This is a genomic window from Shewanella pealeana ATCC 700345 (assembly GCF_000018285.1).
Lineage (GTDB): Bacteria > Pseudomonadota > Gammaproteobacteria > Enterobacterales > Shewanellaceae > Shewanella > Shewanella pealeana.
In genome coordinates, this window is record NC_009901.1 from 2,386,740 (window position 1) to 2,412,837 (window position 26,098).

At 42.9% G+C, this 26,098-nt stretch carries 23 protein-coding genes and 2 pseudogenes; 11 read left to right on the plus strand and 14 right to left on the minus strand.

Going from position 1 to position 26,098, the window contains the following annotated elements; translation table 11 throughout:
* Positions 1-14: 14 nt before the first annotated feature.
* Positions 15-1,949, minus strand: coding sequence for a PrkA family serine protein kinase (locus SPEA_RS10300; RefSeq protein ID WP_012155202.1), 1,935 nt, complete (start codon positions 1,947-1,949; stop codon positions 15-17).
* Between the two features lie 227 nt (positions 1,950-2,176).
* Positions 2,177-2,761, minus strand: coding sequence for a superoxide dismutase [Fe] (gene sodB / locus SPEA_RS10305; protein WP_012155203.1), 585 nt, complete (start codon positions 2,759-2,761; stop codon positions 2,177-2,179).
* A 225-nt stretch (positions 2,762-2,986) separates the two neighbouring features.
* Between sodB and SPEA_RS10310 the strand changes: the two genes are divergently transcribed.
* Positions 2,987-3,328 carry a Grx4 family monothiol glutaredoxin gene (locus tag SPEA_RS10310; RefSeq protein WP_012155204.1) on the plus strand — a complete coding sequence of 114 codons (342 nt, stop codon included), beginning with the start codon at positions 2,987-2,989 and terminating at the stop codon, positions 3,326-3,328.
* 110 nt (positions 3,329-3,438) lie between these two features.
* On the opposite strand, the gene SPEA_RS10315 is transcribed toward SPEA_RS10310, so the two are convergent.
* Positions 3,439-4,695: a uracil-xanthine permease family protein gene (locus SPEA_RS10315; protein WP_012155205.1), complete on the minus strand. Its 1,257-nt coding sequence runs from the start codon at positions 4,693-4,695 to the stop codon at positions 3,439-3,441.
* Positions 4,696-4,871: 176 nt separating this feature from the next.
* Here SPEA_RS10315 and SPEA_RS10320 point away from each other — a divergent pair, with 176 nt between their 5' ends.
* The gene (locus SPEA_RS10320) at positions 4,872-5,984 is read left to right on the plus strand and encodes a DUF2066 domain-containing protein (protein ID WP_012155206.1); all 1,113 of its coding nucleotides are present in this window, start codon (positions 4,872-4,874) and stop codon (positions 5,982-5,984) included.
* A gap of 73 nt (positions 5,985-6,057) precedes the next feature.
* A complete protein-coding gene (gene hda / locus SPEA_RS10325) occupies positions 6,058-6,768 on the plus strand; it encodes a DnaA inactivator Hda (protein ID WP_012155207.1) in 711 nt (236 codons plus the stop codon).
* 101 nt (positions 6,769-6,869) lie between these two features.
* Here the strand turns inward: hda and SPEA_RS10330 are convergent, their stop codons facing one another.
* The 4 genes from SPEA_RS10330 to bepA form a co-directional block, all read right to left on the minus strand.
* A complete protein-coding gene (locus SPEA_RS10330) occupies positions 6,870-8,807 on the minus strand; it encodes a hypothetical protein (RefSeq protein WP_012155208.1) in 1,938 nt (645 codons plus the stop codon).
* A 172-nt stretch (positions 8,808-8,979) separates the two neighbouring features.
* Positions 8,980-9,351, minus strand: a complete 372-nt coding sequence (locus SPEA_RS10335) for a DUF2069 domain-containing protein (RefSeq protein ID WP_012155209.1) — start codon at positions 9,349-9,351, stop codon at positions 8,980-8,982.
* A gap of 12 nt (positions 9,352-9,363) precedes the next feature.
* Positions 9,364-9,714, minus strand: coding sequence for an arsenate reductase (glutaredoxin) (gene arsC, locus SPEA_RS10340; RefSeq protein WP_012155210.1), 351 nt, complete (start codon positions 9,712-9,714; stop codon positions 9,364-9,366).
* A 73-nt stretch (positions 9,715-9,787) separates the two neighbouring features.
* A complete protein-coding gene (gene bepA / locus SPEA_RS10345; protein WP_012155211.1) occupies positions 9,788-11,248 on the minus strand; it encodes a beta-barrel assembly-enhancing protease in 1,461 nt (486 codons plus the stop codon).
* 111 nt (positions 11,249-11,359) lie between these two features.
* Here bepA and SPEA_RS10350 point away from each other — a divergent pair, with 111 nt between their 5' ends.
* Both SPEA_RS10350 and SPEA_RS10355 read left to right on the plus strand, forming a co-directional pair.
* Positions 11,360-11,575 carry a sulfurtransferase TusA family protein gene (locus tag SPEA_RS10350; RefSeq protein WP_012155212.1) on the plus strand — a complete coding sequence of 72 codons (216 nt, stop codon included), beginning with the start codon at positions 11,360-11,362 and terminating at the stop codon, positions 11,573-11,575.
* A 90-nt stretch (positions 11,576-11,665) separates the two neighbouring features.
* Complete coding sequence (locus SPEA_RS10355; protein ID WP_012155213.1) at positions 11,666-12,775, plus strand: AI-2E family transporter; 1,110 nt, start codon at positions 11,666-11,668, stop codon at positions 12,773-12,775.
* Between the two features lie 495 nt (positions 12,776-13,270).
* On the opposite strand, the gene SPEA_RS10360 is transcribed toward SPEA_RS10355, so the two are convergent.
* On the minus strand, positions 13,271-14,161 hold the full coding sequence (locus SPEA_RS10360; protein ID WP_012155214.1) for a LysR family transcriptional regulator ArgP: 891 nt from the start codon (positions 14,159-14,161) through the stop codon (positions 13,271-13,273).
* A 128-nt stretch (positions 14,162-14,289) separates the two neighbouring features.
* Here SPEA_RS10360 and SPEA_RS10365 point away from each other — a divergent pair, with 128 nt between their 5' ends.
* Complete coding sequence (locus SPEA_RS10365) at positions 14,290-14,904, plus strand: LysE/ArgO family amino acid transporter (protein WP_012155215.1); 615 nt, start codon at positions 14,290-14,292, stop codon at positions 14,902-14,904.
* Between the two features lie 80 nt (positions 14,905-14,984).
* Positions 14,985-16,213 (plus strand): IS3-like element ISSpe3 family transposase gene (locus SPEA_RS10375; protein ID WP_086024290.1). Its coding sequence is split into 2 segments (ribosomal slippage): positions 14,985-15,336 and positions 15,336-16,213, totalling 1,230 coding nucleotides; the frame shifts between segments, so codons are not numbered across the junction.
* Positions 16,214-16,245: 32 nt separating this feature from the next.
* Here the strand turns inward: SPEA_RS10375 and bcp are convergent.
* Both bcp and SPEA_RS10385 read right to left on the minus strand, forming a co-directional pair.
* Positions 16,246-16,716 carry a thioredoxin-dependent thiol peroxidase gene (gene bcp / locus SPEA_RS10380; protein WP_012155216.1) on the minus strand — a complete coding sequence of 157 codons (471 nt, stop codon included), beginning with the start codon at positions 16,714-16,716 and terminating at the stop codon, positions 16,246-16,248.
* Between the two features lie 20 nt (positions 16,717-16,736).
* Entirely contained in the window at positions 16,737-17,273 is a 537-nt protein-coding gene (locus SPEA_RS10385) for a glycine cleavage system transcriptional repressor (protein WP_012155217.1), read from the minus strand.
* Positions 17,274-17,514: 241 nt separating this feature from the next.
* Here SPEA_RS10385 and dapA point away from each other — a divergent pair, with 241 nt between their 5' ends.
* From dapA to SPEA_RS10405, 4 genes are all read left to right on the plus strand, one after another.
* Complete coding sequence (gene dapA, locus SPEA_RS10390; RefSeq protein WP_012155218.1) at positions 17,515-18,399, plus strand: 4-hydroxy-tetrahydrodipicolinate synthase; 885 nt, start codon at positions 17,515-17,517, stop codon at positions 18,397-18,399.
* Between the two features lie 3 nt (positions 18,400-18,402).
* Positions 18,403-19,500: an NlpB/DapX family lipoprotein gene (bamC, locus tag SPEA_RS10395; RefSeq protein ID WP_012155219.1), complete on the plus strand. Its 1,098-nt coding sequence runs from the start codon at positions 18,403-18,405 to the stop codon at positions 19,498-19,500.
* A 370-nt stretch (positions 19,501-19,870) separates the two neighbouring features.
* On the plus strand, positions 19,871-20,953 hold the full coding sequence (locus SPEA_RS10400) for an efflux RND transporter periplasmic adaptor subunit (protein ID WP_012155220.1): 1,083 nt from the start codon (positions 19,871-19,873) through the stop codon (positions 20,951-20,953).
* Positions 20,950-24,054, plus strand: a complete 3,105-nt coding sequence (locus tag SPEA_RS10405; protein WP_012155221.1) for an efflux RND transporter permease subunit — start codon at positions 20,950-20,952, stop codon at positions 24,052-24,054. The genes SPEA_RS10400 and SPEA_RS10405 overlap by 4 nt, the downstream gene beginning before the upstream one ends.
* Positions 24,055-24,120: 66 nt before the next feature.
* Here the strand turns inward: SPEA_RS10405 and SPEA_RS10410 are convergent, their stop codons facing one another.
* The 4 genes and pseudogenes from SPEA_RS10410 to SPEA_RS22765 form a co-directional block, all read right to left on the minus strand.
* A complete protein-coding gene (locus SPEA_RS10410) occupies positions 24,121-24,360 on the minus strand; it encodes a DUF2897 family protein (protein ID WP_012155222.1) in 240 nt (79 codons plus the stop codon).
* 13 nt (positions 24,361-24,373) lie between these two features.
* Complete coding sequence (kdsB, locus tag SPEA_RS10415) at positions 24,374-25,111, minus strand: 3-deoxy-manno-octulosonate cytidylyltransferase (protein WP_012155223.1); 738 nt, start codon at positions 25,109-25,111, stop codon at positions 24,374-24,376.
* A 68-nt stretch (positions 25,112-25,179) separates the two neighbouring features.
* Positions 25,180-25,332, minus strand: a pseudogene (locus SPEA_RS10420) (alcohol dehydrogenase); the annotation flags it as partial.
* 428 nt (positions 25,333-25,760) lie between these two features.
* Positions 25,761-25,949 (minus strand): annotated as a pseudogene (locus SPEA_RS22765) (iron-containing alcohol dehydrogenase); the annotation flags it as partial.
* Positions 25,950-26,098: the final 149 nt, after the last annotated feature.

The window sequence follows — 26,098 nt, forward strand, 5'->3', positions numbered from 1 at the left end:
CCCCTTTGGGCTTTCTAAGAAGACTTTCTTACTCTCAAATACCATTCTGAAAGTAGCCTTACTTGTTTTTGGGTGTAGCCTTTTTCCATCATACGATTGACAAAGTCATCGTGTTTACGTTGATCGTCCGTTGAGGTTTTGCCATTGAAAGAGATGACCGGTAATAGGTCCTCTGTATTAGAGAACATTTTCTTTTCTATGACGGTTCTGAGCTTCTCATAGCTTGTCCACAAGGGATTTGTCCCTTCGTTATTTGCTCGGGCACGTAGTACGAAGTTAACAATCTCGTTCCTGAAATCCTTTGGATTACTGATCCCTGCTGGTTTTTCAATTTTTTCCAACTCAGAATTGAGAGCCGCTCTATCGAAAAGCTGACCGGTTTCTGGGTCTCGATACTCTTGGTCCTGGATCCAGAAGTCTGCATAGGTAACGTAACGGTCAAAAATATTTTGTCCATATTCAGAGTAAGATTCTAAATAGGCAGTTTGGATCTCTTTACCGATAAATTCTACATACTTAGGAATGAGGTAGCCTTTTAAAAACTCAAGGTATCGCTCAGCCATTTCGCTCGGGAACTGCTCTTGCTCGATTTGACGCTCTAAGACATAGAACAAATGAACTGGATTAGCTGCAATCTCGGTGTGATCAAAATTAAATACTCTCGAGAGGATCTTAAATGCAAAACGAGTAGACAAGCCCTGCATGCCTTCATCGACCCCAGCATAATCACGGTACTCTTGATAGGATTTAGCTTTAGGATCTGTATCTTTTAAGCTTTCACCATCGTACACGCGCATCTTGGAATAAATAGAGGAGTTTTCCGGTGCGATGACTCTGGACAACACACTAAATTGAGCCAAAGTTTCTAATGTGCCAGGTGCACAGGGGGTATTAGCAAGCTCTGAGTTTGCCAGTAGCTTTTGGTAAATTCTGACTTCTTCAGACATTCTGAGGCAGTAGGGGACCTTAACAATGTAGACTCGGTCTAAAAATGCTTCGTTAGTTTTGTTATTTCTGAATGTTGTCCACTCAGACTCGTTAGAGTGCGCGAGAATAATACCACTATAAGGTAGAGCCGATAGTCCCTCGGTACCGTTATAATTCCCCTCCTGCGTTGCAGTTAATAGAGGGTGTAAGACTTTAATCGGCGCCTTAAACATCTCGACGAACTCCATTAGGCCTTGGTTGGCACGGCACAAGGCTCCTGAATAGGAATAGGCGTCTGCGTCATGCTGGGCAAAGTGCTCTAATTGTCGGATGTCGACCTTACCCACCAATGAAGAAATATCTTGGTTATTTTCATCCCCAGGCTCTGTTTTTGCAATTGCTAACTGATCGAGAATCGAGGGATAAACTTTGACTACTTTGAACTTGGAGATATCACCACCAAACTCATGCAGGCGTTTAACTGCCCAAGGAGACATGATGGTTTTAAGGTAACGATCAGGAATATTGTATTCATGTTTTAGAATTTCGCCATCTTCATCAATGTTAAATAGACAGAATGGATGGTCATTAACAGGGCTGCGAACCCCATCGGCGGTAAGTACGTAAACGGGTACATTTTGCATTAATGCTTTGAGTTTTTCTGCAAGTGATGATTTACCACCGCCAACAGGTCCAAGTAAATAAAGGATCTGTTTTGATTCCTCCAGCCCTTGAGCTGAGTGTTTTAGATAGGCGACGATCTGCTCTATGGCTTCCTCCATGCCGTAAAAATCTTTAAATGCGGGATAGCGTGAGATAAGACGGTTGGAAAATAATCGACTGAGAACAGGATCTTTAGAAGTGTCGACAAGCTCTGGCTCACCTATTGCCATCAATAAGCGCTCAGCCGCCGAAGCGTACGCACTTCTGTCTTTTTTACATATCGCTAAGAAGTCTTCTAATGAATACTCTTCATCTAGCTTCTTCTCATAGCGCTGTTGGTAATGCTCAAATATACTCATAATCGGCCCCCTGAAACGCAAAATTGGTAAGAAAGGAGGTAAATAATCATCACCTCCTACCTTTAATGTTAGACGTTAAATGAGACCTGTGTTGTAAAAAACCAAATAAAAACAATAAGAAATAGTTGCATTTGCAATAGTTGCACTTGATATAAAAGTTTGGATTAGAAAAATATAATAAAAAAGGAGCCATAAGGCTCCTTGTTAATTTTTGCGGTATTTATTGATTAAGCTGCGAAGTTTGCATTCACAAAATCCCAGTTAACTAATTGCCAAAAGTGAGCTAGATAGTCTGGGCGTACGTTACGGTAATCGATGTAGTAAGCGTGTTCCCACACGTCAACAGTCATGATTGGCGTCACGCCTTCATCTGTAAGAGGTGTTGCAGCGTTGCTAGTATTAACAATAGCGACAGTGCCGTCTGCATTTTTGACAAGCCATGTCCAAGCGCTACCGAAGTTGTTTACTGCAGAATCAGTGAACTGTGCCTTAAATGCTTCAAATGAGCCAAATGCAGCAATGATAGCTTCTGCTACAGGACCAGTTGCTTCACCTCCACCATTTGGTGATAGACAGTTCCAGTAGAAAGTGTGATTCCAGATTTGAGCTGCGTTGTTAAAGATACCACCAGTAGAGGTTTTAATAATCTCTTCTAGGCTCTTTTGCTCAAGTTCAGTACCTTCAACTAAACCGTTAAGCTTAACAACGTAAGTGTTGTGGTGCTTACCGTAATGAAAGTTAATTGTTTCTTCCGAGATGTGTGGCTCAAGTGCGTTCTTTGCGTAAGGTAATGCTGGTAATTCAAAAGCCATTAGTTTTCTCCGTTAACTCTAGTTTGTTATTTTGTGCGTTCTTGCTCACTGCGAAACATTTTACCTAATAAACTTGTGAAGTGTATCATTGTTTATTCAAAATGACCGATTATCTTAATCGATTATTTCTATTACTTATTGCCCCTTTTAAAAGTAGGTTTTTGTTCTGCTAAATACTGACGTACAATGGTGCGATTGTAATGATGTTTTAATCAGGAATGAAAAATGGAAACTGTAGAAAAAATCAAGCAGCAAATTGCCGAAAACCCAATTATCGTTTACATGAAAGGCTCACCAAAGTTACCAAGCTGTGGCTTTTCATCTCAGGTAGCGCAGATCATGATCAACTGCGAAGCGCAATTTGCTTTCGTTGATATCCTTCAGCACCCAGATATCCGCGCCGAATTACCAAAATATGCTAACTGGCCAACGTTCCCGCAGCTATGGGTTGAAGGCGAGTTGATCGGTGGTTGTGACATTCTGACTGAAATGTACCAGAAGGGTGAGTTACAAACGCTAATCAAAGAAACTGCTGCTAAATATAAGACTGAAGACGATCAAGGGTAAAGCTTTATCCTGTAAAAGTTTTAGCGAATAAAAAGCCCCTATTGGTTTACCAATAGGGGCTTTTTTTAGGTATATCTCGTCCAGAAATGTGTCCTATATTTAGGACTTAATTATGAAGGAGGATTAACTTTCTCACTGATAATCTTTTCATGTGACGCGGCGTTGTCAGGTAGCAACAGGTTCATTACGATCGCTAGGATACCGCATAGGCTAATACCCGTTAGACTGAATGAACCGATACCGAATGCCATTCCACCGATACCGAATACCAATGTGACACCCACAATACTTAAGTTTCGTGGCTCATTCATGTCAACATTGTTCTTAATTAAAGAATTAAGACCTACAGCTGCAATCGAACCAAACAGTAGGCACATGATACCCCCCATAACAGGTACAGGAATGGTTTGTAGTAGCGCGCCAAGCTTACCAACGAAAGAGAATAGGATGGCTGTAATCGCCGTCCAAGTCATGACTACAGGGTTAAAGTTCTTGGTCAGAGTGACGGCTCCGGTGACTTCACTATACGTTGTATTAGGTGGTCCACCGAACGCTGAAGCTGCAATCGTCGCAACGCCGTCACCCGCTAGAGTGCGGTGTAATCCTGGTTTTTTAAGATAATCTTTTCCTGTTACGTTAGAGATAGCGAGAATATCGCCAATGTGCTCGACTGCCGGTGCTATTGCGACAGGGATCATAAATAGAATGGCATGCCAGTTAAACTCTGGAGCTACGAAGTTTGGCATCGCCAACCAAGCCGCGTCTCTTACTGGGGTAAAGTCAACAATACCATACGCGAGACTTAATCCGTAACCGACAGAAATACCAGCAAGAATTGGCATCAACCTCAGTATTCCTTTAGCGAAAATGGCTACGGCTATAGTAGTGAAAAGTGAGGCTAGTGATATAAAGAGTGCCACATTTTGTTCAACAAGAACCAGGCCACCATCGCCACTCTTGCCGACTGCCATGTTAACGGCGACAGGCGCTAAGCCTAAACCAATAACAATAATGACGGGGCCTACGACAACTGGAGGCAGTAAGCGCTTTATGAATCCACCACCTCTGACTTTAACTACTGAAGCTAAAATTACATAAACAATACCAGCAGCCATTAAGCCACCCATGGTAGATGGAATTCCCCAAGTTTGTACGCCGTACATAATCGGCGCGATGAAAGCGAAAGAGGACGCTAAAAAGATTGGGATTTGACGTTTAGTGATCAATTGGAATATTAGGGTACCTATGCCAGCGGTAAATAGTGCAACGTTGGTATCTAAGCCTGTCAGTAAAGGCATCAATACTAAGGAACCAAAGGCGACAAACAGCATTTGCGCTCCCTGCAAAGGCATTGTTAGGTTTTTCATTATCTATCTCTTATTTTAAGTAAACCTATCAATACTAACTGGTTTAGGTGTGTGGGTGTGTGAGTTGCTTCAAAAATATGTCAAGTGGTTTTGCCGGGCCTATTGGTTTTTACTCGGCCAAAAGCATAAAAGATGTGATACAATTTTGCCTATTGAGTCGTCCTTGAATCTTAAACATGTTGAAAATCACTTTACGTTTTTTTGTCATCTTTCCCTTTCTTGCGTGTCTATCGACATTTGTTAATGCAGCAGATGTTAACTCGCTTGATGAAAGTGCTGTATCTATCGAGTCCAGATCGACAGCCCTTAGAAGTCAAGGTATCAAACAAGCCTTTGAAGTTGTGATTATGAAAAACTCAGGAACTCAGGCTGCGTTGACTAATCCATTGATTCAAAAGCAGCTTCAAAATGCGAGTTCATTAATGACTCAGTATGGTTATTATGAAGATGATGGAGAGTTGTTTCTTAAAGTCAACTTTGACCATAAACGTATCATTCGTCTACTTAGGGAAGCGGGTCTACCAGTTTGGGGCAAGCAGCGGCCGTTAACCTTAGTATGGTTAGTTATTAATGAAGATGGAGGTAGACAAATATTGAATGATGGGTCGGCATCTTCTAGTCGAAAAACCTTCGATTCAGAGTCATTAAGCCGAGGAGTGCCTTTGTTGTTTCCTTTAATGGATCTAGATGATTCAATGAAGGTTGGGGTTAATGATGTTCGAGGCCGTTTTACTGATAACGTTGCTAATGCCTCACTAAGATATCAGGCTAATTATTTCTTAATGGCGACTGTTGAGCCGCAAGGGGCTGTGTACCACTACCAGATGGGTCTTTATCCTAGAGATAAAGACCCGCAAGCGCTGCAGATGACATCGCTGGTTAATATTAGCGGTGAGAGCGCTACGATAGATGATGCCGTTACGGCTATGATTGCCGCGGCGAGTGAATATTATGTTGGTCAGTACGCTATTGCAGACTCTGGCGAGCGTAATACTACCAAGATTGCATTTGTTGATGTGATAGATATAAAGCAGCTTGTAGTGATTGAGCGCTATCTAGCACAGTTAAGTGCGATCAAATCAGCAAGTATTGCCAGTATTAAAGGTCAGACTGTTGAGTTTAATTTAGCACTATTTGGCAATGAATCCGATCTTCATCGGTTAATGTCTCTCGACCCTCAAGTTGGGACTGTAGAGTCAAATATTCAGCAAAACTTAGGTTATTCGCCTGTTGAACCGGTAGAAGCATCTCAGAAAGAGATACAGATCTATTATTGGAAAGGGCAATAGCTCCCAATCGAGAGGCACACATGCTACCATGTGTGCCTAATATAGAAATATAGCGCCATTGAGAAGTACCTGAGTGAAGTCAAACTCTCCTTTACAATTATCACTGCCAGTTCATCTACCTGATGATGAAACCTTCAATAGTTATTATCCTGCTACGGGTAATGATGAGCTTATTCAAAGTTTACAAGAGTGCGCGGAAGGCAAATCTAATGGGGCTGTGTTTTTGTGGGGTCCTGAAAAATCAGGACGCACCCACCTTATGCATGCTGCCTGCGCTCACGCCAATGATCTTGGTCGAAGTAGTTTTTATATTCCACTGGGGATCCATGCGAGTATTTCTACCGCCTTATTAGAAGGCCTAGAAAAATTGGATTTAGTCTGTATCGATGATGTCGATGCGATTGCTGGCCACCCATTATGGGAAGAGGCGATATTTGATCTCTATAATCGAATTTCAGAACAAAAGACCTGTTCGCTCGTCGTTAGTGCGAGTGTATCACCGAGTGATAGTGGTTTTTCTTTGCCAGATCTTGTCTCTCGCATGCAGTGGGGGCTTAATTATCAGCTGCAGCCTATGGCTGATGAAGAAAAGCTTGCTGCGCTACAACGCCGAGCTGCGATGCGAGGCTTACAACTACCAGAAGATGTAGGACGTTTTCTACTGAATCGTTTGGCTAGAGATCTAAGAACTCTGTTTGATGTTTTGGATAGGCTCGATAAAGCTTCCATGGTTCATCAACGTAAACTGACTATTCCATTTATTAAAGAAATGCTGCGCCTCTAAGCGTAGTTATTGGTTCAGCACAAACTAAAAAGCCCAGATCTGCATCTGGGCTTTTACGTTTCTATAATTGTCCCGTCCTGAGATAAGTTAGCGAAAGTGACTTAATCTACGGGTTTAACATGTCTATCACCACTTAAGCGGATCTCTGGAGTAAAAGTAGCGCTAGCTGAGGTTCGATTCAATTGTGATTGGGTCGACGGGGACAACATTAAGTTTTCAGACCAAGACAGCCCTTGTTTCATTGCTATAGGTTCTGGTAAGCCATTGACTAGCGCAGCGCCGTTAAGCTCTGGCATCATCTGGTTGATGACAAATGCGGCTCGACTCTCTAAACTAGCATCGCCAATACGGCCCCGTTGTCCCCAGTCCACGTTAATAGTGCTACCAGTTGGGTTTTCAGGTTTATCGGTAACCGCGACATCCCGTTGAATTGAATATCTGTGACTCATCAAGGCTTCTTCAAATAACATTGCAGCATCTTCTCGTGTCGTGGAGTAGGCATAATAGTCCGAGGCTCGATCAGGAGAAAAGAAACTACTGATATCGGCGGCATTGTATGCCTTTTGGGTTCCATTAGCCGTCGCACCTTTAAAACTAACCTCTGCTAAATTAGCCATTTCCTGACTATTTAATGGGTAGGAAGCCGTAAGTTGATCGGAAACGAGCTGTTTGGCATCGCTGCGACGAAAATAGTCATCGAGTAGAGTGGGGCCTGATAAGCTTGTGTGTACGCTCCTTGGGAAAAAGTCATTTGCGTGTGCCAGTTCATGATAGAGAAGTGAGGCTAAGTCAGGCATCATTTCCTCTGCTGTTCGATCTGCACGTACACTTCTTGGTACAACATAGGAAGTGTAATTATTGTCCTTTACATATCGCCAAGGCATTAAGAAGTTTAAATCATTACCAAAACTACTGCGGTAATCAGGTGCTTCATTTATGGTGTCACGCTCTTCAGCAAGTAACCAAAGATCATTCGGATCTAAGTAAATAGCGCCTGTCACAACCCAGTAAAATGAGGGACGTACATCATAGCTAATTACAATGGCAGTGACAGACTGTAAAAGGGTGGCAAAATCGCTGTTTGGATCTAAATTCTCAAGGAAGTATTCGAAATTCTCTCCCATCCAATGATGAGAGACTAAGAGTCTGTCTAATATCGCCTGCTTGTTTATCCCCCCCAACTGACCGATTAGCGGCAGACGGGATATAGTGCAACTTTGTTGAAGTTGATTGGAATAGACACATGGCTGTAAGTCATCTTTGTAGGGCGAACTGAGGTTATAGGCAAAGGTTTTAGCCACTCTTTCATCAAAATATTGTGAAGTGATGCTACCTTCTTTTGTGATGAGTAGATGTACATCATCTGTCACGGATTGACCGTTAATAACCGCAGAAACCCTGAGGGTGGATAGCGTGTCTTCATCGACATTAGGCGCGGTGAATAACGCTTTCTCTGGGGCACTTATGTCAACATTAAGAGCTGGGCCGCCAGCAATACACCAGCTTATCTGTGAAAGGGGGTTAGTTTCTGGTGTGTCGACTCTAAAGCTAACCGAGTTGCCTTCTGTTACCTGATGATCCACACGTGTAGAAACTTGAACATCACTACCAGCCTCAACATTTATTTCAATTGATTGTGTAAAAGATGACTGCCTGCCCACAGCTGTCACTTCGAATTTGTAGCTTCCTGTATCGTGTGCTGTAAATGCTAAAACAGGGCTTTTGCTGCTTTTTAAAATGAGCTTTGAACCAGCAGTCTGAGTCCAGTTAAATTGATATTCAGTGACATGCTTTCCTTGGAGTGTTGCAATGATTGCAGCGGGCTGACCGGATTTATAGTTAGGTTCAGTAAGAAACACAAGGCCAGAAGTGGTTGTGGTTTGATCAAGCTGGAATTGTGTGTCACAGCGGACTAAACCATCAGGTACAACTGGTGGAGGAGTGATGTCACCAGGGCTTTCAGTCGAGCTGTCACTACTACCACCGCATGCAGTAAGCCCCATTGCACTAATCAATATGCAGCATAAGGAACGCTTCATAGAATTATCCTTCGTTATTATATTTTTATACTCTGATGAATCAATATATCACGAGATTTGTTGCGTAAACAAAGGGAAGTTTAACGAGGTGTTGCAGCTTTGTTTGGGGTGTAAGTAACCGGAGGGGGGGGAAGAGTGAAGGCGGCTTATGCGACGTCTTCACTCTAGATGATTAGCTTTTCTTTTTCTTTAAACCTAGCCCAAGTTCTCGGCCCCGGATCCGAGCATAAAAAGGGAAGCCAACCAGTAAACTTGCAATGAGTAATGACTCAACTACAGCAAATAATGTGTCAGTTTCTGTTACATAAACCAGGGTGAGGGCATGCAACATATAAAGACATAGGATAAAACTGGCCCAAGCAAAAGTGTACGGTTTGCCAGTGATAATGCCTTTGAGAGGAAGAAGTAGCGGCACAAGCCAAAGCAGGCTAAATAGCATCGAATATTCGCCAGTTAATCCTTGGCGTATGAACCATGCCCCTAACAACATGACCAATGCCACATAACCCGTGCGGCACAGCTTAAATAGGGTAGTCGAGTTCATGATTTGACTCACTTATAAAATAGAGAGAACATTTTCTGGTGGTCGCCCGATTGCGGCTCTATTATTTGCTAACACAATAGGACGTTCAATAAGCTTTGGTGTATCGATCATAGCCTGAATTAACTGCTCGTCAGTTAAAGTGGTATCACTTAAGCCTAACTCTTTATACTCAGCCTCTTTAATGCGCATTATTTCTCTTGGTGCGAGCTTCAACTTGGTTAAAATATCAGTGATATCACCTTTTGAAATTGGCGTCTTCAAATATTCAACGATATGAATATTACAGTTTCTTTCTTCTAATAAGGCCAAGGTTTGGCGGCTTTTTGAACATCTTGGATTGTGATAAATAGTAGCGCTTGTCATATTCAATTTATTGTTATTAAAAGTTGTGACTATGATACTTTATTTTGTGATCATAGTCACAATGAAACTGATGTTATTGTAATTGCTCTAGCGCGCGATCCGCTTGTCTAAACTGCCTGATCCGTGCCTCGATTCTTGCTAACTGTAATGGGTCATCTTTAGATTCACGATAAGCGAAGTTTAATTGATCGATAGCCGTCTTATAATCAGCAATCAACGCCAGTGACTCGGCCTTAACAAAGTACTCCATCGCCTTATTACCATTCTTTTTATATGCTTCATTTAATAAGAAATAGGGTAATTGGTTTTGCTTATCGAGAAAGATAAGGTCCTCAAGCAGAGGAATGGCTTTGCTTATCTGATCATCTTCTATGTAGACATTGGCAAGGTTGGTATTGACCACTTGAGATGTGGGCTTCAATTGTTTTTGAGTTAATAACAGCTCAATAGCTTCTTTCTGAGCGCCTCTTTGGCTGAGGAGATCAGTTTTAGTATCGATAAAAAACAGGTTATTAGGGCTCTTGGCTAATAGTTCATCGATAATCTTTTCAGATTCGGCGTATTTCTTTAATCTAAATAGCGCTAAAGCCTTGCCATACTCTGCAGCACTCTTAAATGCATAGCGGTGATGTTTGAGTTGCTTATCGAAAATAGAAAGTGCTGCCTGTTCACTGTAACCAGAAAATCTTACTTGAATTCGAGCCTTAGCAAGCTGGAAGTTTAGATTATCGGGTATTTGTCGGTGTGGATATTGTTCGGCGCGAATTCGAGCCTCTGATATACGTGACTCGGGCAATGGATGCGTTAACAGCATTTGTGGCGGTTTAGTCGTAAATCGGTATCGAGTCGCCAGCTTACCAAAAAAGTCTGCAGCACCATTGGGATCAAACCCTGCATCAACCATGACTTGCATGCCGATACGATCAGCTTCTTTTTCATGAAGGCGGGTGTAGTTAATCTTAGACTGAGTCGCTAATGCCTGAGTCGTAGCTAATGCTGCCATGCCAGCTTGGGGAGAGGCAATGGTTAACAGAATAGCTCCTAACATACCTGCAATCGTTGCTGGAGAGGTTTTTTGTTGCGCTTCTATAGAGCGCGCTAAGTGACGCTGGGTAACGTGGGTGATTTCGTGACCGATAACCGAGGCAAGCTCACTCTCTGTGTCAGCATTTAGAAATAACCCCGTATGCACGCCAACATGTCCGCCAAAGAATGCAAACGCGTTAATTTCATCATTTCTTAATAAGAAAAAGTAAAAAGGGGTTTTTACACCTGTAGCATGGGCAACAAGTTTATTACCTAATTCAGTAAGGTATTGATTTAAAACTGGGTCGTTGAGCATAGGGGCTGAGCCACGGATCACCCGCATATAGGCATCACCTACTTCAGTTTCTTTTTCTAAACTGAATGTATTAACAGCAGCAGTACCTAAGTCAGGTAAATCGTTATTGGCATAAGTAACAGCAGAGCTAGTGCATAAAATAAAAGACAGGGCTCCAGCGATAACGGATTTTGAAAAAGTTAATTTACTCAAGCGGATCCTTAAATTGGGCTATGCTTCTGTTATTGTCAAACCATAATGCTTACTTGTGGTTTGCGTTGCTTATTAGGATAATAGCCTTAGATTAGTTATAGCAAGTTCATTATGATTATTATTGATTTAACACAATATCGTTGTCCGTTACCCTTGGTTAAAGTCAAGCTTGCACTCAAGCAACTGGCAATAGGTGAATGCATTCGTGTTGTATTATCAGACCGCGGTTCTAGGCAAGATGTTCCCCGTTATTTGAAAAAAGCGGGTTTTTGTCATGCAGTGGTTGAAGATAGTGACACCATCTTGTCGATAACAGTGACTAAGTAAAAGAAACTTTATACAGTTTTACAGTGAGTGAAATATTATTTTAATGATGGCTGCAAAGGATTAAAACGGTCGTCGAGCTAGGGAGTATGAATGTTATCTGTTTTAAGCCGTTGGTATAAAGACCGTTTTAGTGATCCGCAAGCTGTAACCTTAATGCTTATCTTAATGGGCTTTGCCCTCGCAATCTACTTTGCTGGTGGCTTATTAGCACCTCTATTGATTGCACTTGTACTGGCATTTTTATTGGAATGGCCCGTAGCCCAAATGGCTCGAATAGGCATCAACCGCACCACTGCCGCTTCATTAGTTCTTGTACTGTTTATCGGTTTAATGCTGTTAATTAGTTTTGGCCTCGTACCGAGTGTTTGGCGTCAAGGAGTGAGCTTGATGGCCGATTTGCCGAGTATGATCGACAAAGGGCTCCATACCGCTCAACTTTATATTAATAAATATCCCCAGTTTGTGAATCCAAGTCAGCTAGATACCATGGTTGCGGAGCTTAAGAAGATGTTAGATACCCAACATCTACTCGATATTGGTAAACAGCTCTTAGGATATTCAGCCTCATTATTGGTGCTGATGGTCTACGTGATTCTAATCCCCTTGCTAGTTTTCTTCTTTTTAAAAGATAAAGATGAATTGATTAAAGGCAGTAAGCGTTTCTTTCCCACTAACAGAGATTTAGCTCGTAAAGTATGGAATGAGATGCACCAACAGATCTTTAATTACATCCGAGGCAAAATAATCGAGATAGTTATCATAGGTGTGGCCAGCTATATTTTCTTTGCCTTGATGGACTTGCGCTATGCAGCCTTGTTGGGAGTGTTAACCGGATTGTCTGTGTTAATCCCCTATGTCGGTGCCACACTTGTGACACTCCCTATCGCACTCGTGGCATTTGTTCAGTGGGGCTTTAGTCCTGAATTTGGTTACCTTATGGTGGGGTACGGCATCATCCAAGCATTAGATGGTAATGTGCTAGTGCCACTTCTATTCTCCGATGCGGTCGATTTGCACCCTGTATTCATTATTGCCGCAGTGCTGATATTTGGCGGGTTATGGGGGGTATGGGGAGTCTTTTTTGCGATTCCATTAGCCTCATTAGTTAAGGCCGTTATTAATGCCTGGCCGGTACCCAATAATCCAGATGAACAGAAAATTGAAGCATCAGACAATAAAGCGTTACCCGAAGTGAAATAGACTAGTTTCACTCAGTAGAAAGGGGCTAGTGCCCCCTTTTTATTTTTAGCCCTAAACCACCTACTTCAGTAGGGGCCGTTATCATCAATTAGGCTCTGCCTGAAGTACGTTCAATGGCATTGCGGAGTAAGGCAATGTTTAACGACTTATAAGCACGCCGACTTTTGTTTGAAAAGAAAGTGTCCATGGAGGCGAGCTTAGCATCCATGCGATACACGGCTTATAAGTTCATTTAAACATAGCTTATTAACTCAAGTGATACGTGAGCTTTGCTAATGGTGCGATACAAGCTTCTAAATCAGGGCTACAAATGTTCCCTACATTTGTTGGCATTTCCGCCAATCCATGGCAGTCAGTGATTTAGTAGAGCCTATAGGGATATATTTACGGCGTCTTGTTAACGCACGGTAGGAAAGCTCCCTTTTAGGGAGTCTATTTTGTAACACATGGGCAAAGCCACCTTCTTCAGAATTTTAATCCTTACCCCAGAGCGACCTAGGGGAATAACTGCTCCTTGGCGCTCATAGCTAAAGCTCGGTAAATAATGCTGGTTTGTTTGGCCTTAATGTTCCAGTGTTGCCAATACAATGGTACTTGCATTCTTTTGTGAGGAAAGATTTCTACTAATTCGCCTGAATCTAACAATGGCTTGGCCTGCAAATGTGCGACTAACCCATAGCCTAATCCCATCTTAATGGCTTCAAGAAAACTTTCGGAAGAGGGGATTTTATGTTCACGCCAACTCTTGTCATTAATGTCAAAATAGAAACTAAGGAACTTATCATGCAGCTTGTCTTTAGTTGAGAACACCACTGCTGGCGCATGAGAAATGTCATCTAAGGGCACGTCAGAGCTAAAATATTGCTCAATAAAGCTAGGCGTCGCTACACATTGATATTCAATATTACCGAGGAACTCACTGCTACAGCCCGACAGCGCCAGTTGTGTGGTCGTAACACAGCCAACAGCTTCGCCATTTTTGAGTAGATGGTGGGTATAAGCCTCATCATCGACAACCAGTTCTAGCAGCCACTTATGCTGCTTAAATGTCTGAGTTAATGCTGGTAGAAACCAGGTAGCTAGGCTATCCGCATTGACTGCAATCTTAACAATGGTAGGAAGGGAGGGATCATCTACGTCCATTTCAGAGCGAAGTTCGCTTTCAAGTAATTGCACTTGTGCATAATGTCTGAGAAGCCGTTTACCCGTTTCAGTGGCTCTGACAGGGTTTGATCTCACCAATAGCGCCTGACCAACCTTATCTTCTAGTTGCTTGATCCTTTGAGAAACCGCAGATTGACTGATATACAGATGTTGAGCTGCCTTATCAAATCCTCCTTGAGACACGACAATGGATAGTGCTTTGAGGTGGGCGTAGTCAAACATCTTTGCTCCTAGTTATAAAAATATGTGAGATAAGCTTTACTTATACATTATTAGATTTATTAGTTGTACTTATTTTTGGCTGCCGACTATGCTTGCGCCATCGAAATTAAGCTCGTTTTGAGGCAAACATGCAAACAGCATTTATTCAAGGTATGGGAATAGGCGGAAGCCTAATTATGGCAGTGGGTGCACAAAATGCATTTGTTTTAAAACAAGGGCTTAGGCGGTCTCATTCTTTGCCTATTGCAGCTATTTGTTCATTTATCGATGCGATTATGATAACCGCTGGTGTTGCAGGGTTAGGTCATCTAATTTTAGCCTTTCCATTGATTAAAGATATCGCCAGTATTGGCGGAGCGCTTTTTCTGATTATTTACGGTTACGGAGCGCTAAAGTCTTCATTTAGCGAATCGAGAATGGAAAGTGAGGAAGCGCTGGCGGCTGATAGTTTAAAGAAGGCTGTGTTAACTACTTTGGCAATTAGTTTGTTAAACCCTCATCTCTATCTGGATACCGTGGTTCTACTCGGTAGCATTAGCGTACAGTTTGAAGGAACAGAAAAGCAATGGTTTGGAGCTGGTGCAGTATTGGCTTCTTTCGTTTGGTTTTTTAGTTTAAGTCTAGGCGCAAAATATTTAAGCCCTGTCTTTAAAAAGCCAAAGGCTTGGTGTTACTTAGATAGATTTATTTGTATCACCATGTGGTCAATCGCTGCAGCGTTAATCTATCCATATGTTGGATAAAAAAAGGAGCCAATTGGCTCCTTTTTTCGATCAAGGTTATGTCCCGTCCTGAGATAAGTTGACACATTGGAGACTTATCTATGAAACCTTCAGGTTCTATCAGCAATAAACGTACTCAGCGTGATTACACATTAGGCTTTAAATTAGCCGTCGTCAGCCAAGTAGAAAAAGGCGAGCTGACCTATAAGCAAGCTCAAGACCACTATGGTATCCAAGGAAGAAGTACCGTCCTTACATGGTTACGAAAGCATGGTAGATTAGACTGGTCCCAGCCTATTGAGCACTCTCCTATGTCTAAATCTAAAGAAACGCCAGCCCAGAAAATTAAGCGATTGGAGAAGCAAGTCTCTAATCTAGAAATGAAAAACATGATTTATGGCGATATGGTCGAGTTGCTTAAAAACGAATACGGCATCGATTTAGAAAAAAAGTACTTAGCCGAACGCTCTGGTTCGCCAAAGTAAAAGGCACCATAAAGTTAGCCACAGCGAGTCGGCAGTTCAACTTATCTAGACAAGCAATTTATCAATGGAAACAACGCAGAACGGCAAAAGCTGAAACGCTTAAACCTGTGATGAAGATGGTCATGTATTGGCGCCAGTTTATGCCTAGAGTGGGGACGCGCAAGCTCTACCAGCTCATCAAGCCACAACTGATAGAACAAGGGATAAAGCTCGGTAGAGATGGGTTATTTCAGTATTTGAAGCAACAAAATATGCTGGTAAAACCCAGAAAAAATTACACTAAAACGACCAATAGCCATCACTGGCTAAGAAAGTATCCCAACTTACTAAAAGACAGAGCGGTCAAGCGTGTTGAAGAGGTGCTCGTTAGCGATATCACCTACGTGAAATCAGATGAGGGGACGCACTATTTGTCTCTGGTAACAGATGCGTACTCAAGAAAGATAATGGGATATGAGTTAAGCCATGAAATGAAAGCTTGTGACGTGGTCAAAGCATTGAATATGACGATAAAGAATCGTCAGACAACAGGCGATGCCATTCACCACTCAGATAGAGGGATGCAGTACTGCTCAGCTGAGTACCAGGAGACGTTAGCGGCAAATGGTATTACTCCGTCCATGACAGATGGATATGACTGCTACCAAAATGCACTTGCAGAGCGGGTTAATGGGATTTTGAAGCACGAGTTTTTGCTTTATCGCTGCCGTACGATGAAGGAGCTCGATATGTTAATCAAAGAGTCGATAGAGACTTATAACCATTTAAGGCCGCATCTTAGTTTAGGGATGAAAACCCCTAATGAAGTACATAAAAAAGCCAGTCGGGAGTTCCAACTGGCTTAATAAAAACCGTCAACCTATTTTAGGACTAGACATTATTGACTCTTTAGATGTGCGAGTACGACCTCGTGATGGTCTTTAGTCTTAAATTTATTAAACACATGAGCGACTTTGCCATCTTGCCCAATTAGGAAGCTCTGACGATGAATGCCATCGTAGATCTTGCCCATGAACTTCTTTTCTCCCCAGACTCCGAATGCATCGGCAATAGCATGATCTTCATCACTCAGAAGTGAGAAGTTTAGCTCTTGCTTATCGGAAAACTTTGCAAGCTTTGCAACTGGATCTGGACTTAGACCTAACACTGTCACAGACAAATCGTTGAGATCTTGTTTACTGTCCCTAAGACCACAGGCCTGTACAGTACAACCCGGGGTAGAGGCTTTTGGGTAGAAATAAACGAGTACTGGACCAGATTTTAAGGCCTCAGCCAAACTGACTGTTTCATCTCTTTGGTTTTGTAGTGTAAATAGCGGCGCTTGTTCGCCAACGGTTAAGGTTTTCATATTGTTATCCTTAATAAAGTTTAGCTTTCGACACCTTGCATACGCTCAATGGCACATTCTAGTGATAATTCATCAGCCAATTCATTTAAACCAATTTCTAACTTATCTAGGTCGACTTTTTCCGGCACATTAATGGTTAGGCTGATATTTTGTGTCGGTCTACCCGTTGCGTCAGCTTCAGCATGCGACTTTACCGCGGCGAGGTCTAAGGAGCGGTCAGCCAAGAACTGGGTGATCTTTTTCATCGTGCCACGTTGATCGAGACCGCTGAAGTTAACTTCTAAATTAGAGATGTAATTTTGCGGTGTATGCTTTGAAGTGCGCTTCATCACTGTCAATAATTCTAACTCAACACTTAAGCTAGGTAATGTCGATTCTATCTTAGTGATAGATGGCCATGAGCCTGAAAGCATCATAATCAAGGTAAATTCGTTACCAAAAAGTGCCATGCGACTATCAACGATATCGCAGTCACACTCACTCGCGAGTCGTGCAAATTTACTTACAATACCAGGACGGTCGAGCCCCATTGCAGTAACGACCAAGTGATTGGACATTCAATACCCCATTTTCTTATTAGTTAGACTTTAAAAAAAGCGTCAAATAAATAACGGTTTTCTTTGCGGTGGCTAATGCTATCACAAGTTAATCAGATTGCGACCCTTGTCATTGTGATCTTGTTACATATTTAATATGTTTCAACTTGATGATGAATATGCTTAAGTCTTGCGTCGTAGTGCTTGTTTTTAGTGGATTGCATCAGTACCATAGCCTGTCCTGAACCCTTGGGGAATACACATGATATACGGAAGCATCGTTGCCTTAGTCACGCCAATGAATAGTGACGGCACAGTTGATTATAAAAGTCTTGAAAGTTTAGTTGAGTACCATATCGCCCAAGGTACAGATGCCATCGTTGCTGTAGGCACAACTGGTGAATCAGCTACATTACCAGCTAAAGAACATATTGCTGTTGTTGAGCAAACGGTAAAGTTTGCTGCGGGCAGAATTCCAATTATTGGTGGTAATGGTGCAAATGCCACCGCCGAAGCAGTCGAGTTAACTAAAGGTCTATCTAATGTCGGTGTAGCTGCCATGTTAGGTGTGACACCTTATTACAATAAGCCAACGCCAAAGGGGCTTATTGCACATTATACTGCGGTTGCGGCCAGTACCGATGTACCGCAAATCCTTTATAACGTTCCTGGCAGAACCGCTGTCGATATGCGCCCTGAAACCGTCGCTCAGCTTGTTGGTATTAAAAACATCATAGGTGTTAAAGAGGCTACGGGTGATCTTTCCCGCGTAAAAGAGCTACGTAACCTATGTGGTGACGACTTCCTTCTTTATAGCGGTGATGATGCGACTGCAAGAGAGTTTCTCTCATTAGGTGGTAATGGCGTTATTTCTGTAGCGAACAATATCGTACCAAAACAGTTTAAAGCCATGTGCGATGCGGCTCTTAGCGGGGATGTCTCTGCGGCACTTTCGGCTGAAGAGTCAATTAAAGAGTTGTTTAGTGTCTTGTTTTGCGAAGCTAACCCAATCCCTGTAAAATGGGCCGTCCATCGTATGGGACTGATTAGCAACGGAACAATTCGTTTACCTTTGACTGAACTTTCTACCGAGTTTCATGGTCTGTTGCTAGAAGCGATGAAAAATGCCCGAATAGAGGTTAAATAATAAATGCTAAAGCAAATATCACCACTGATTTTAGTTGCAGCCGTTACGGCATGTAGTACGCCAATTGACAGAAGGCAAGCTAACGACACTGATCAGAATTATCAAGATCTAACAGTTGAGCCACAATTAGTTATTCCTGAAGGCTTACATAAGCCGACATACAGTAAAGAATACGATATTCCTGCTGTAGGGAGTAAAGCCGATGCAAGCTTAGTCGGTAAGAGTTTAGATATTCGTCCACCTCTACAGGTACTGCCAATGGCTGAAGGTACTCGTGTAGAAGACGGGACTGATAATATTAAAATCGTTGTTGAGTCTATTGATAACGATATCGATCTTAAACAAGAACTTTTTGATGTCCTAAAAGATTATTTCGCTAGCAAGTCGATTTCGCTTCGCAGTGAAGATTACGAGAACGGCACACTTGAGACCGATTGGATTGAAAGTGAACAGGTCATCGAATCCAGTTTTTGGGGTGGCGATAAAGTTTATAAGCTTAAGCAACGTTACATCTATCATGTCGATGTGCGCCCACATGGTCGCAGTGGTAACTTAACCATAGATCTTATCGAACATGAAGAAAGTTTCGACGGCGATCAGCAAGACATCCTATTAAGTGGTGAAGATAAACGTCGTTATACGATTGATAGATTGAATGACTCTATTAGCTATATCAGCATTGAGCGTGCCAAGGCACTTAAGGCTAAACGTCTTAAGCAAAGCTTAGGTATCGATGTCGATCTGATTGCTCAAGCCGAAGAGCAAGCATATTGGTTGGCAGACGCTAAGTTTAAACGCACTTGGGATCGTCTACGCATTGTATTACCTGAGATGGGTTTTGAGATCATCGATATGGACAGCAATAAAGGGCTGCTTTATATCAATATTACCGATGACTCTGGGTTCTGGAGTTCATTATGGAGCGATAAAGAGTTGCCTATCGAGGCTGGCTCTTACCGTATTGAGCTAAAAGACGGAGCGGATAATAAAACAGAGATCCATCTGTTAAATGCGAAAAATGAACCACTTTCTAGTGAAGTTGTTAGCGCAGTTTATGACGGTTTCTCCGAGTTAATGCAAGAAGATCGTAAGACGCGTTAACACGTGACGAAAAATAAAAAGGAGCCTTAGGCTCCTTTTTTGTTTTCAGCCCTAAACCACTTTCTTCAAAAGGCGGATTCTTTACTATTTACGCAATGAGTATCACTGCTGTGTGTTAACTTTCGACTGTAAGTACTTTCCACTGTAAAACATATTCCACTCTCTCAAGGTACTAATCCCCGCTTTAACCCTATATAAATGCGCTAATTGCGTGAGTGATACCAAAGCTATGAGATTAAGCTGATTTAGAACGCTATTTCACGAGTGTGACTTAAGTGTGTCATTTGTAAGAAAAAGTAAAAGCTATTGATGCTAAGTTATCTCAAGGTAAACTAAACACAATTGGATACCGTAGTCTGTCAGGGCAATCATGAAAAAAATAATAATATTCCTTACTTTGCTTGGTGCCGTCGGCGCCTATTTCTATTTACAACAAGCTCCCAGCGAAAAAGTGAAAAGAGCGCGGCCGACACCGAATGTGGTGATAACTAAGGCGTCGATGCAAGTTATTCGTGATGAGGTCGAGGCGCTCGGTACCAGTAAGGCAAATGAATCGATTACCGTCACTCCAAAAGTAACTGAAGTGGTTACCCAAGTGAACTTTAATGATGGTGAACTGGTTAAGAAAGGCCGATTACTGGTTCAATTGCAGGATCGTGAGCAGCTTGCTCGTGTAACGGTAGCTAAAGTAAAAGTAAAAGATCACCAGCGAGAACTTGAGCGAATTCGTACGCTTGTGACGAGTCAAACTATTGCCGAACTTGAGCGCGATCGCCTACAAACCCTTATCGACACAGCAAAAGCTGAATTAGTTCAAGCAGAGTCAGCCCTAAAAGATAGAAGGATTACTGCTCCATTTTCTGGTTCATTGGGCCTACGTCAAGTGAGTATTGGCGCACTAGTAACCCCTGGCAATGCAATCACGACCTTAGATGATATCTCAGTGATCAAATTGGACTTTTCCGTACCCGAACGCTTCTTACAGGCTCTAGCATTAGGAAAAACCGTCGAAGCGACCGCTGTGGCATTCGACGGGGAGATATTTAACGGCAAAGTCGTTTCTATCGATAGTCGAATAAATCCAAAGACTCGCGCAGTTATCGTCAGAGCGGAGATCCCCAATCCAAAGCAAAGATTGCTACCCGGAATGTTGATGAAGGTGAAGTTGATCAAAACCAGTAGAGATGCGCTCATCCTCCCTGAATCAGCCATCATTCCAATCCAAGACAGGCATTATGTCTATTTGGTGAATGAAGAAGGTGTGATAGAGCAAAAGCAGGTCTCTTTAGGTTTACGCAAACGTGGTTGGGTCGAAATCTTGGATGGCGTAATGTTGAATGATCAAATCGTAATTCGTGGTTTATTGAAAGTCCGTCCAGGGGACAAAGTAAAAGTGACCCTAAGTGAGCGCTTTAGCTTTCTTAAGCAAGCGAGTGTGGAGCCAGTGGCATGATCCTAACTGATATTTCGGTTAAGCGACCGGTCTTCGCTTCAGTCATCAGTATTCTGCTCATCATATTTGGCCTAGTAGCCTTTGAAAAGCTGCCGTTGAGAGAGTACCCCAATATCGACCCTCCTGTGGTTTCAATTCAAACTAATTACCGCGGTGCCAGTGCCGCAGTCGTTGAAAGCCGTATCACTCAGCTAGTAGAAGATCGGATCAGTGGCGTTGAGGGGATTAAGCACATCAGTTCATCGAGCAGTGATGGCCGCTCAAATGTAACCCTAGAATTCGATGTTGGGCGAGACATTGAAGCCGCAGCTAACGATGTGCGTGATAGAGTATCGGGCTTACTCAACAACCTTCCAGAAGAGGCTGAACCACCAGAAGTTCAAAAGGCCAATGGTGGAGACGAAGTGATCATGTGGTTAAATCTGGTATCGGATCAGATGACAACTTTGCAATTGACTGATTACGCCAGACGTTACTTGATTGATCGCTTTTCTGTTATAGATGGTGTGGCTAACATGCGCCTCGGTGGCGGTAAAGTTTATGCAATGCGAGTGTGGATTGACAGGCAGGCGCTTGCGGCGAGAAATTTAACCGTTGCCGATATTGAAGCGGCACTTCGCTCAGAAAACGTCGAGCTGCCAGCAGGTAGCGTTGAATCGAAAGAGCGCCACTTTACTGTACGCTTAGAGCGAAGTTTTAAGACTTCCGATGATTTTGCTAACTTGGTATTGGTTGAGGGCGAAGATGGTTACCTCGTCAAACTTGGCGATGTGGCAAAGGTGGAAATAGGCTCTGAAGAGGAGCGTATTACCTTTAGGGGTAACCGCGAAGCTATGATTGGCTTAGGAGTCTCTAAGCAATCGACGGCGAACACCTTAGACGTCGCAAGAGCCGCCAATAAATTGGTCGACCAAATTAATCCAACCCTACCAGCAGGTATGGAGATAAAGCGTTCTTACGACAGCTCGGTATTTATCGAGGCGTCAGTTAAAGAGGTATACCAAACCCTGTTCATTGCGATGTTTTTAGTCATAGTCGTAATTTATCTGTTTCTTGGTAGCGTGCGCGCCATGTTAATTCCAGCATTAACGGTTCCAGTATCCTTAATGGCGACATTCATTGTGCTGTTTGCCCTAGGCTATACCATTAACTTACTCACTCTATTGGCGATGATCTTGGCTATCGGTATGGTCGTCGACGATGCGATTGTGGTGCTTGAAAACATCCACAGACGAATAGAGGAGGGGGATTCGCCATTGAAGGCGGCTTATCTCGGCGCCAGAGAGGTGGCATTTGCTGTGGTCGCAACCACCTTAGTATTGGTAGCCGTTTTTATGCCTATTACTTTCTTGGAAGGTGATTTAGGTAAGCTCTTTAAAGAGTTTGCCGTTGCCATGAGCGCAGCAGTGATTTTCTCAAGCATTGTGGCATTAACACTCAGTCCTATGATGTGTTCAAAAGTACTTAAGCCGTCTACTGAAGATCCTTGGTTGGTACGTAAGATTGATTCGGGAATGGATAAGCTATCGGGCTATTACCGCTCAACTTTAACGAGCGCGATGCGCCATCCATTTTTAGTCTCTTCGTTAATCTTAGTGGCATTAGTGTGCAGTGCTTTTCTGGCTAAAGAGGTGCCTCAGGAGTTCGCCCCAAGAGAAGATAGGGGCTCTATGTTCCTGATTGTAAATGGCCCTCAGGGGGCAAGCTTTGAATACATTGAGTCCTATATGGATGAAATTGAGAATCGCTTAATGCCATTGGTTGAGGCTGGCGAGATAAAGCGTCTGTTGATCCGTGCACCTCGTGGTTTCGGCCGCAGTGCAAACTTCTCTAACGGTATGGCAATTATTGTGTTGGAAGATTGGGCGGTGAGGCGCAGCGCTTTTGAGATCATCGGTGATATAAGGGGGCGGCTATCAGACTTGGCTGGCGTTCGAGCATTTCCAGTTATGCGTCAAGCATTTGGCCGCGGAGTTGGCAAGCCTGTGCAGTTTGTATTAGGTGGCCCAAGTTATGAAGAGTTAGCAAGATGGCGCGATATTATCATCGAAAAGGCCAAAGAGAACCCCAATCTTGTGGGCTTAGATCATGATTATAATGAGACCAAACCGCAGCTTAGAGTGGTGATAGATAAAGACAGAGCAGCCAGCCTAGGTGTCTCTATTTCACATATTGGTCGTACGCTAGAGTCGATGCTAGGCTCTCGTTTGGTCACAACCTTTATGAGAGATGGTGAAGAGTACGATGTGATTATTGAAGGTAATCGAGATAATCAAAATACGGCTAATGATTTAGAGAACATCTATGTGCGGTCGGAGAGAAGTAAGGAGCTCATCCCTTTATCTAACCTTATTTCTATTGAGGAGTTTGCAGACGCGAGCCAGCTCAACCGATACAACCGTATGCGAGCTATCACGATTGAAGCAAACCTCGCCGACGGATACAGCTTAGGCGAAGCATTAGATTACTTGAATGATTTGACCCATGAATACCTGCCTGCGGAGGCAATAGTCAGTTATAAGGGCCAATCACTGGATTATCAAGACTCAGGTAATTCGATGTACTTTGTGTTTATTTTAGCGCTTGGGATTGTTTTTTTAGTGTTAGCTGCGCAGTTTGAAAGCTATGTTCACCCGCTAGTTATCATGCTTACGGTGCCTTTAGCGACAATGGGAGCCTTAATTGGTTTATGGTTAACGGATCAAAGCTTGAATATCTACAGTCAGATAGGGATTATCATGCTGGTGGGGTTAGCTGCTAAGAATGGTATCTTGATTGTTGAATTCGCTAACCAGTTAAGAGATAAAGGGGTTGAGTTTCAGCAAGCAATTATCCAAGCGTCGAGCCAGAGACTCAGACCTATCTTGATGACGGGTATTACAACTGCAGCTGGAGCCGTTCCTTTAGTGCTTTCTGAAGGGGCGGGCGCAGAAACCCGTTTCGTTATTGGTGTCGTCGTGCTGTCAGGGATCACCTTGGCCACCTTCTTCACTCTACTGGTTATTCCAGTCGCTTATTCTTTGTTAGCCAGAAATACCGGCTCGCCACAGGCGATAGCCAAACAGCTAGAGCAAGAGTTAAAAGATGAGGTTGTTACTTAACTAGCAATGGATGTAAAAGTAAAAAGGCGCAGACAGCGCCTTTTTTATGGATGATTCACTGAGTTCTTATGACTTATCAGTGTCAGTCTTGTCGTCGTGACTCGATGGACTTTCAGCTTGGTTATCGGTATTGCTAGCATCTTCACCGCTTGGAGCTTTAGCATCCTTTGCAGATTGTTTTTTACCGTGATCATGCTTACCAAACTGTGTCATCTTGTGTTTTGCACTGTACTTTAATACCGCAAGATTACTGGCAATCACTCCGATCACTAATAAAATCAATAAACCGACTTCAAGATCTGACATCATTCATCCTCAATTAGTCAACGGTAAGTCTTGCTTCGCAGATTCGAATATCTTCAGGAGTATCAACTTCTGGGAAATCAAATGCGCTGATTGCAACTTTGATTTTGTAGCCGTACTCAAGCGCTCGAAGTTGTTCCAACTTCTCTAACTCTTCTAGTCGACCAAGTGGTAACTTAGCAAAGGTTTGAATAAATTTACGAGTATAGGCGTAGATCCCTATGTGCTTGTATACCGGGTAGTCGCTCGTATCACGGCCAAAAGGGATCCGCGCTCGAGAAAAGTATAATGCGTTATGGTTATTATCGAATACCACTTTTACATGGTTTGGATCGTTAAGCTGAGCTTCATCCTTTATCTCTACGCCTAACGTCGCCATATCGAATTCACCAGCATGGCGTTCACACACGCTTACAAGTTGTTCAATAACAATTGGGTCGATAAGCGGTTGATCACCTTGTAAATTAATGACGAGGTCATCATCAGCCAAGCCGAGTATTGAAATAGCTTCATCGATACGGTCTGTACCAGATGCGGCATTTTCACCTGTCATAACAACCTTGCCACCAAAACTCTCTACAGCGTTTTTAATGCGCACATCATCGGTGGCGACATAGATGTCTTTAAGCCCTTTAGCTAAAGATGCACGCTCGTAAACGTGCTGGATCATTGGCTTACCATTGATATGAGCCAATGGCTTACCTGGAAAACGACTCGATCCATATCGCGCAGGGATTAATAAGGTTACATTCATTCAATTTACCTACTTAAGAAAATATCATGGGCCTTAAGATGAAGCCCATTTTTATGCCTATGCTGAGTTTAGAACCGACGGAATAACTGAGTGAGCATTTCGTCGGTGACTTTTTCTTCCCAGCCTTCACCGTAAACATTATCCCATAAGGGGCTCATGTGTTTAGTGACGGTTACCATCTTAGCGATAGTCTGGTCAGGAAGATCCTTATAAATGTTCTTAGACTTCACGACAAAGAACCATTGCTCTGTTGGGACAGCTGCCATCAGTTTAGAATACATAATGATCAGATCAATACTGTGTGATCAGAGTTTAAGCCAATCTATCGCACTGGACTACATATACCCAAACAACTTCAAGATGCAGGATTCAGCATGTCGAGAAGTGACAGAGTTCAAGGCATGAAATTGTAGGACTAGTTATTCTCGGCTCTGGCATCCTGCTTCGCCCTACCTTCTGCATCCATGCAGTCGTAATTCAATATTTCATAACACAGAAAAATGTTGCTTCTCGCCATGCCCTGCGGGAGTTCCCGTAGAATACCTGCACTGCGTTAGTGATATCGACAAGGGAATAACCATTATCCTCAATCACTGCCTTGTTCAGCTATCCTACGGGAGCTCTGAAACGAGCATCTTGAGGTAGCTTGGGTATAATACCGCAGTACGTGATGCTTCTGCACCTGTACCTGATACTGTTGGGAGACCAAGATGGTAGATTGCTGGATTTCTAATCAGATCCCAGCTTTGGTACTCTGCACTTCCACCTAGGATAGTCAGCATCAGCGATACAGCCTTGCTAAGTCTAGGAGCGAACCGCCATCGAGCTCGGCCACACTAAATAAAGAATCGATTATAACTGTGATGTGAAGCTAACCGCGAGAGTTTTTACTGTTTTCGTTATGTTTGTTAACGTAATCGCAATGAGCATGATGAGAAAAGGGCTAGTTCAGTACAATGACTGAGCTAGCCCTTAATAAGTTGCATT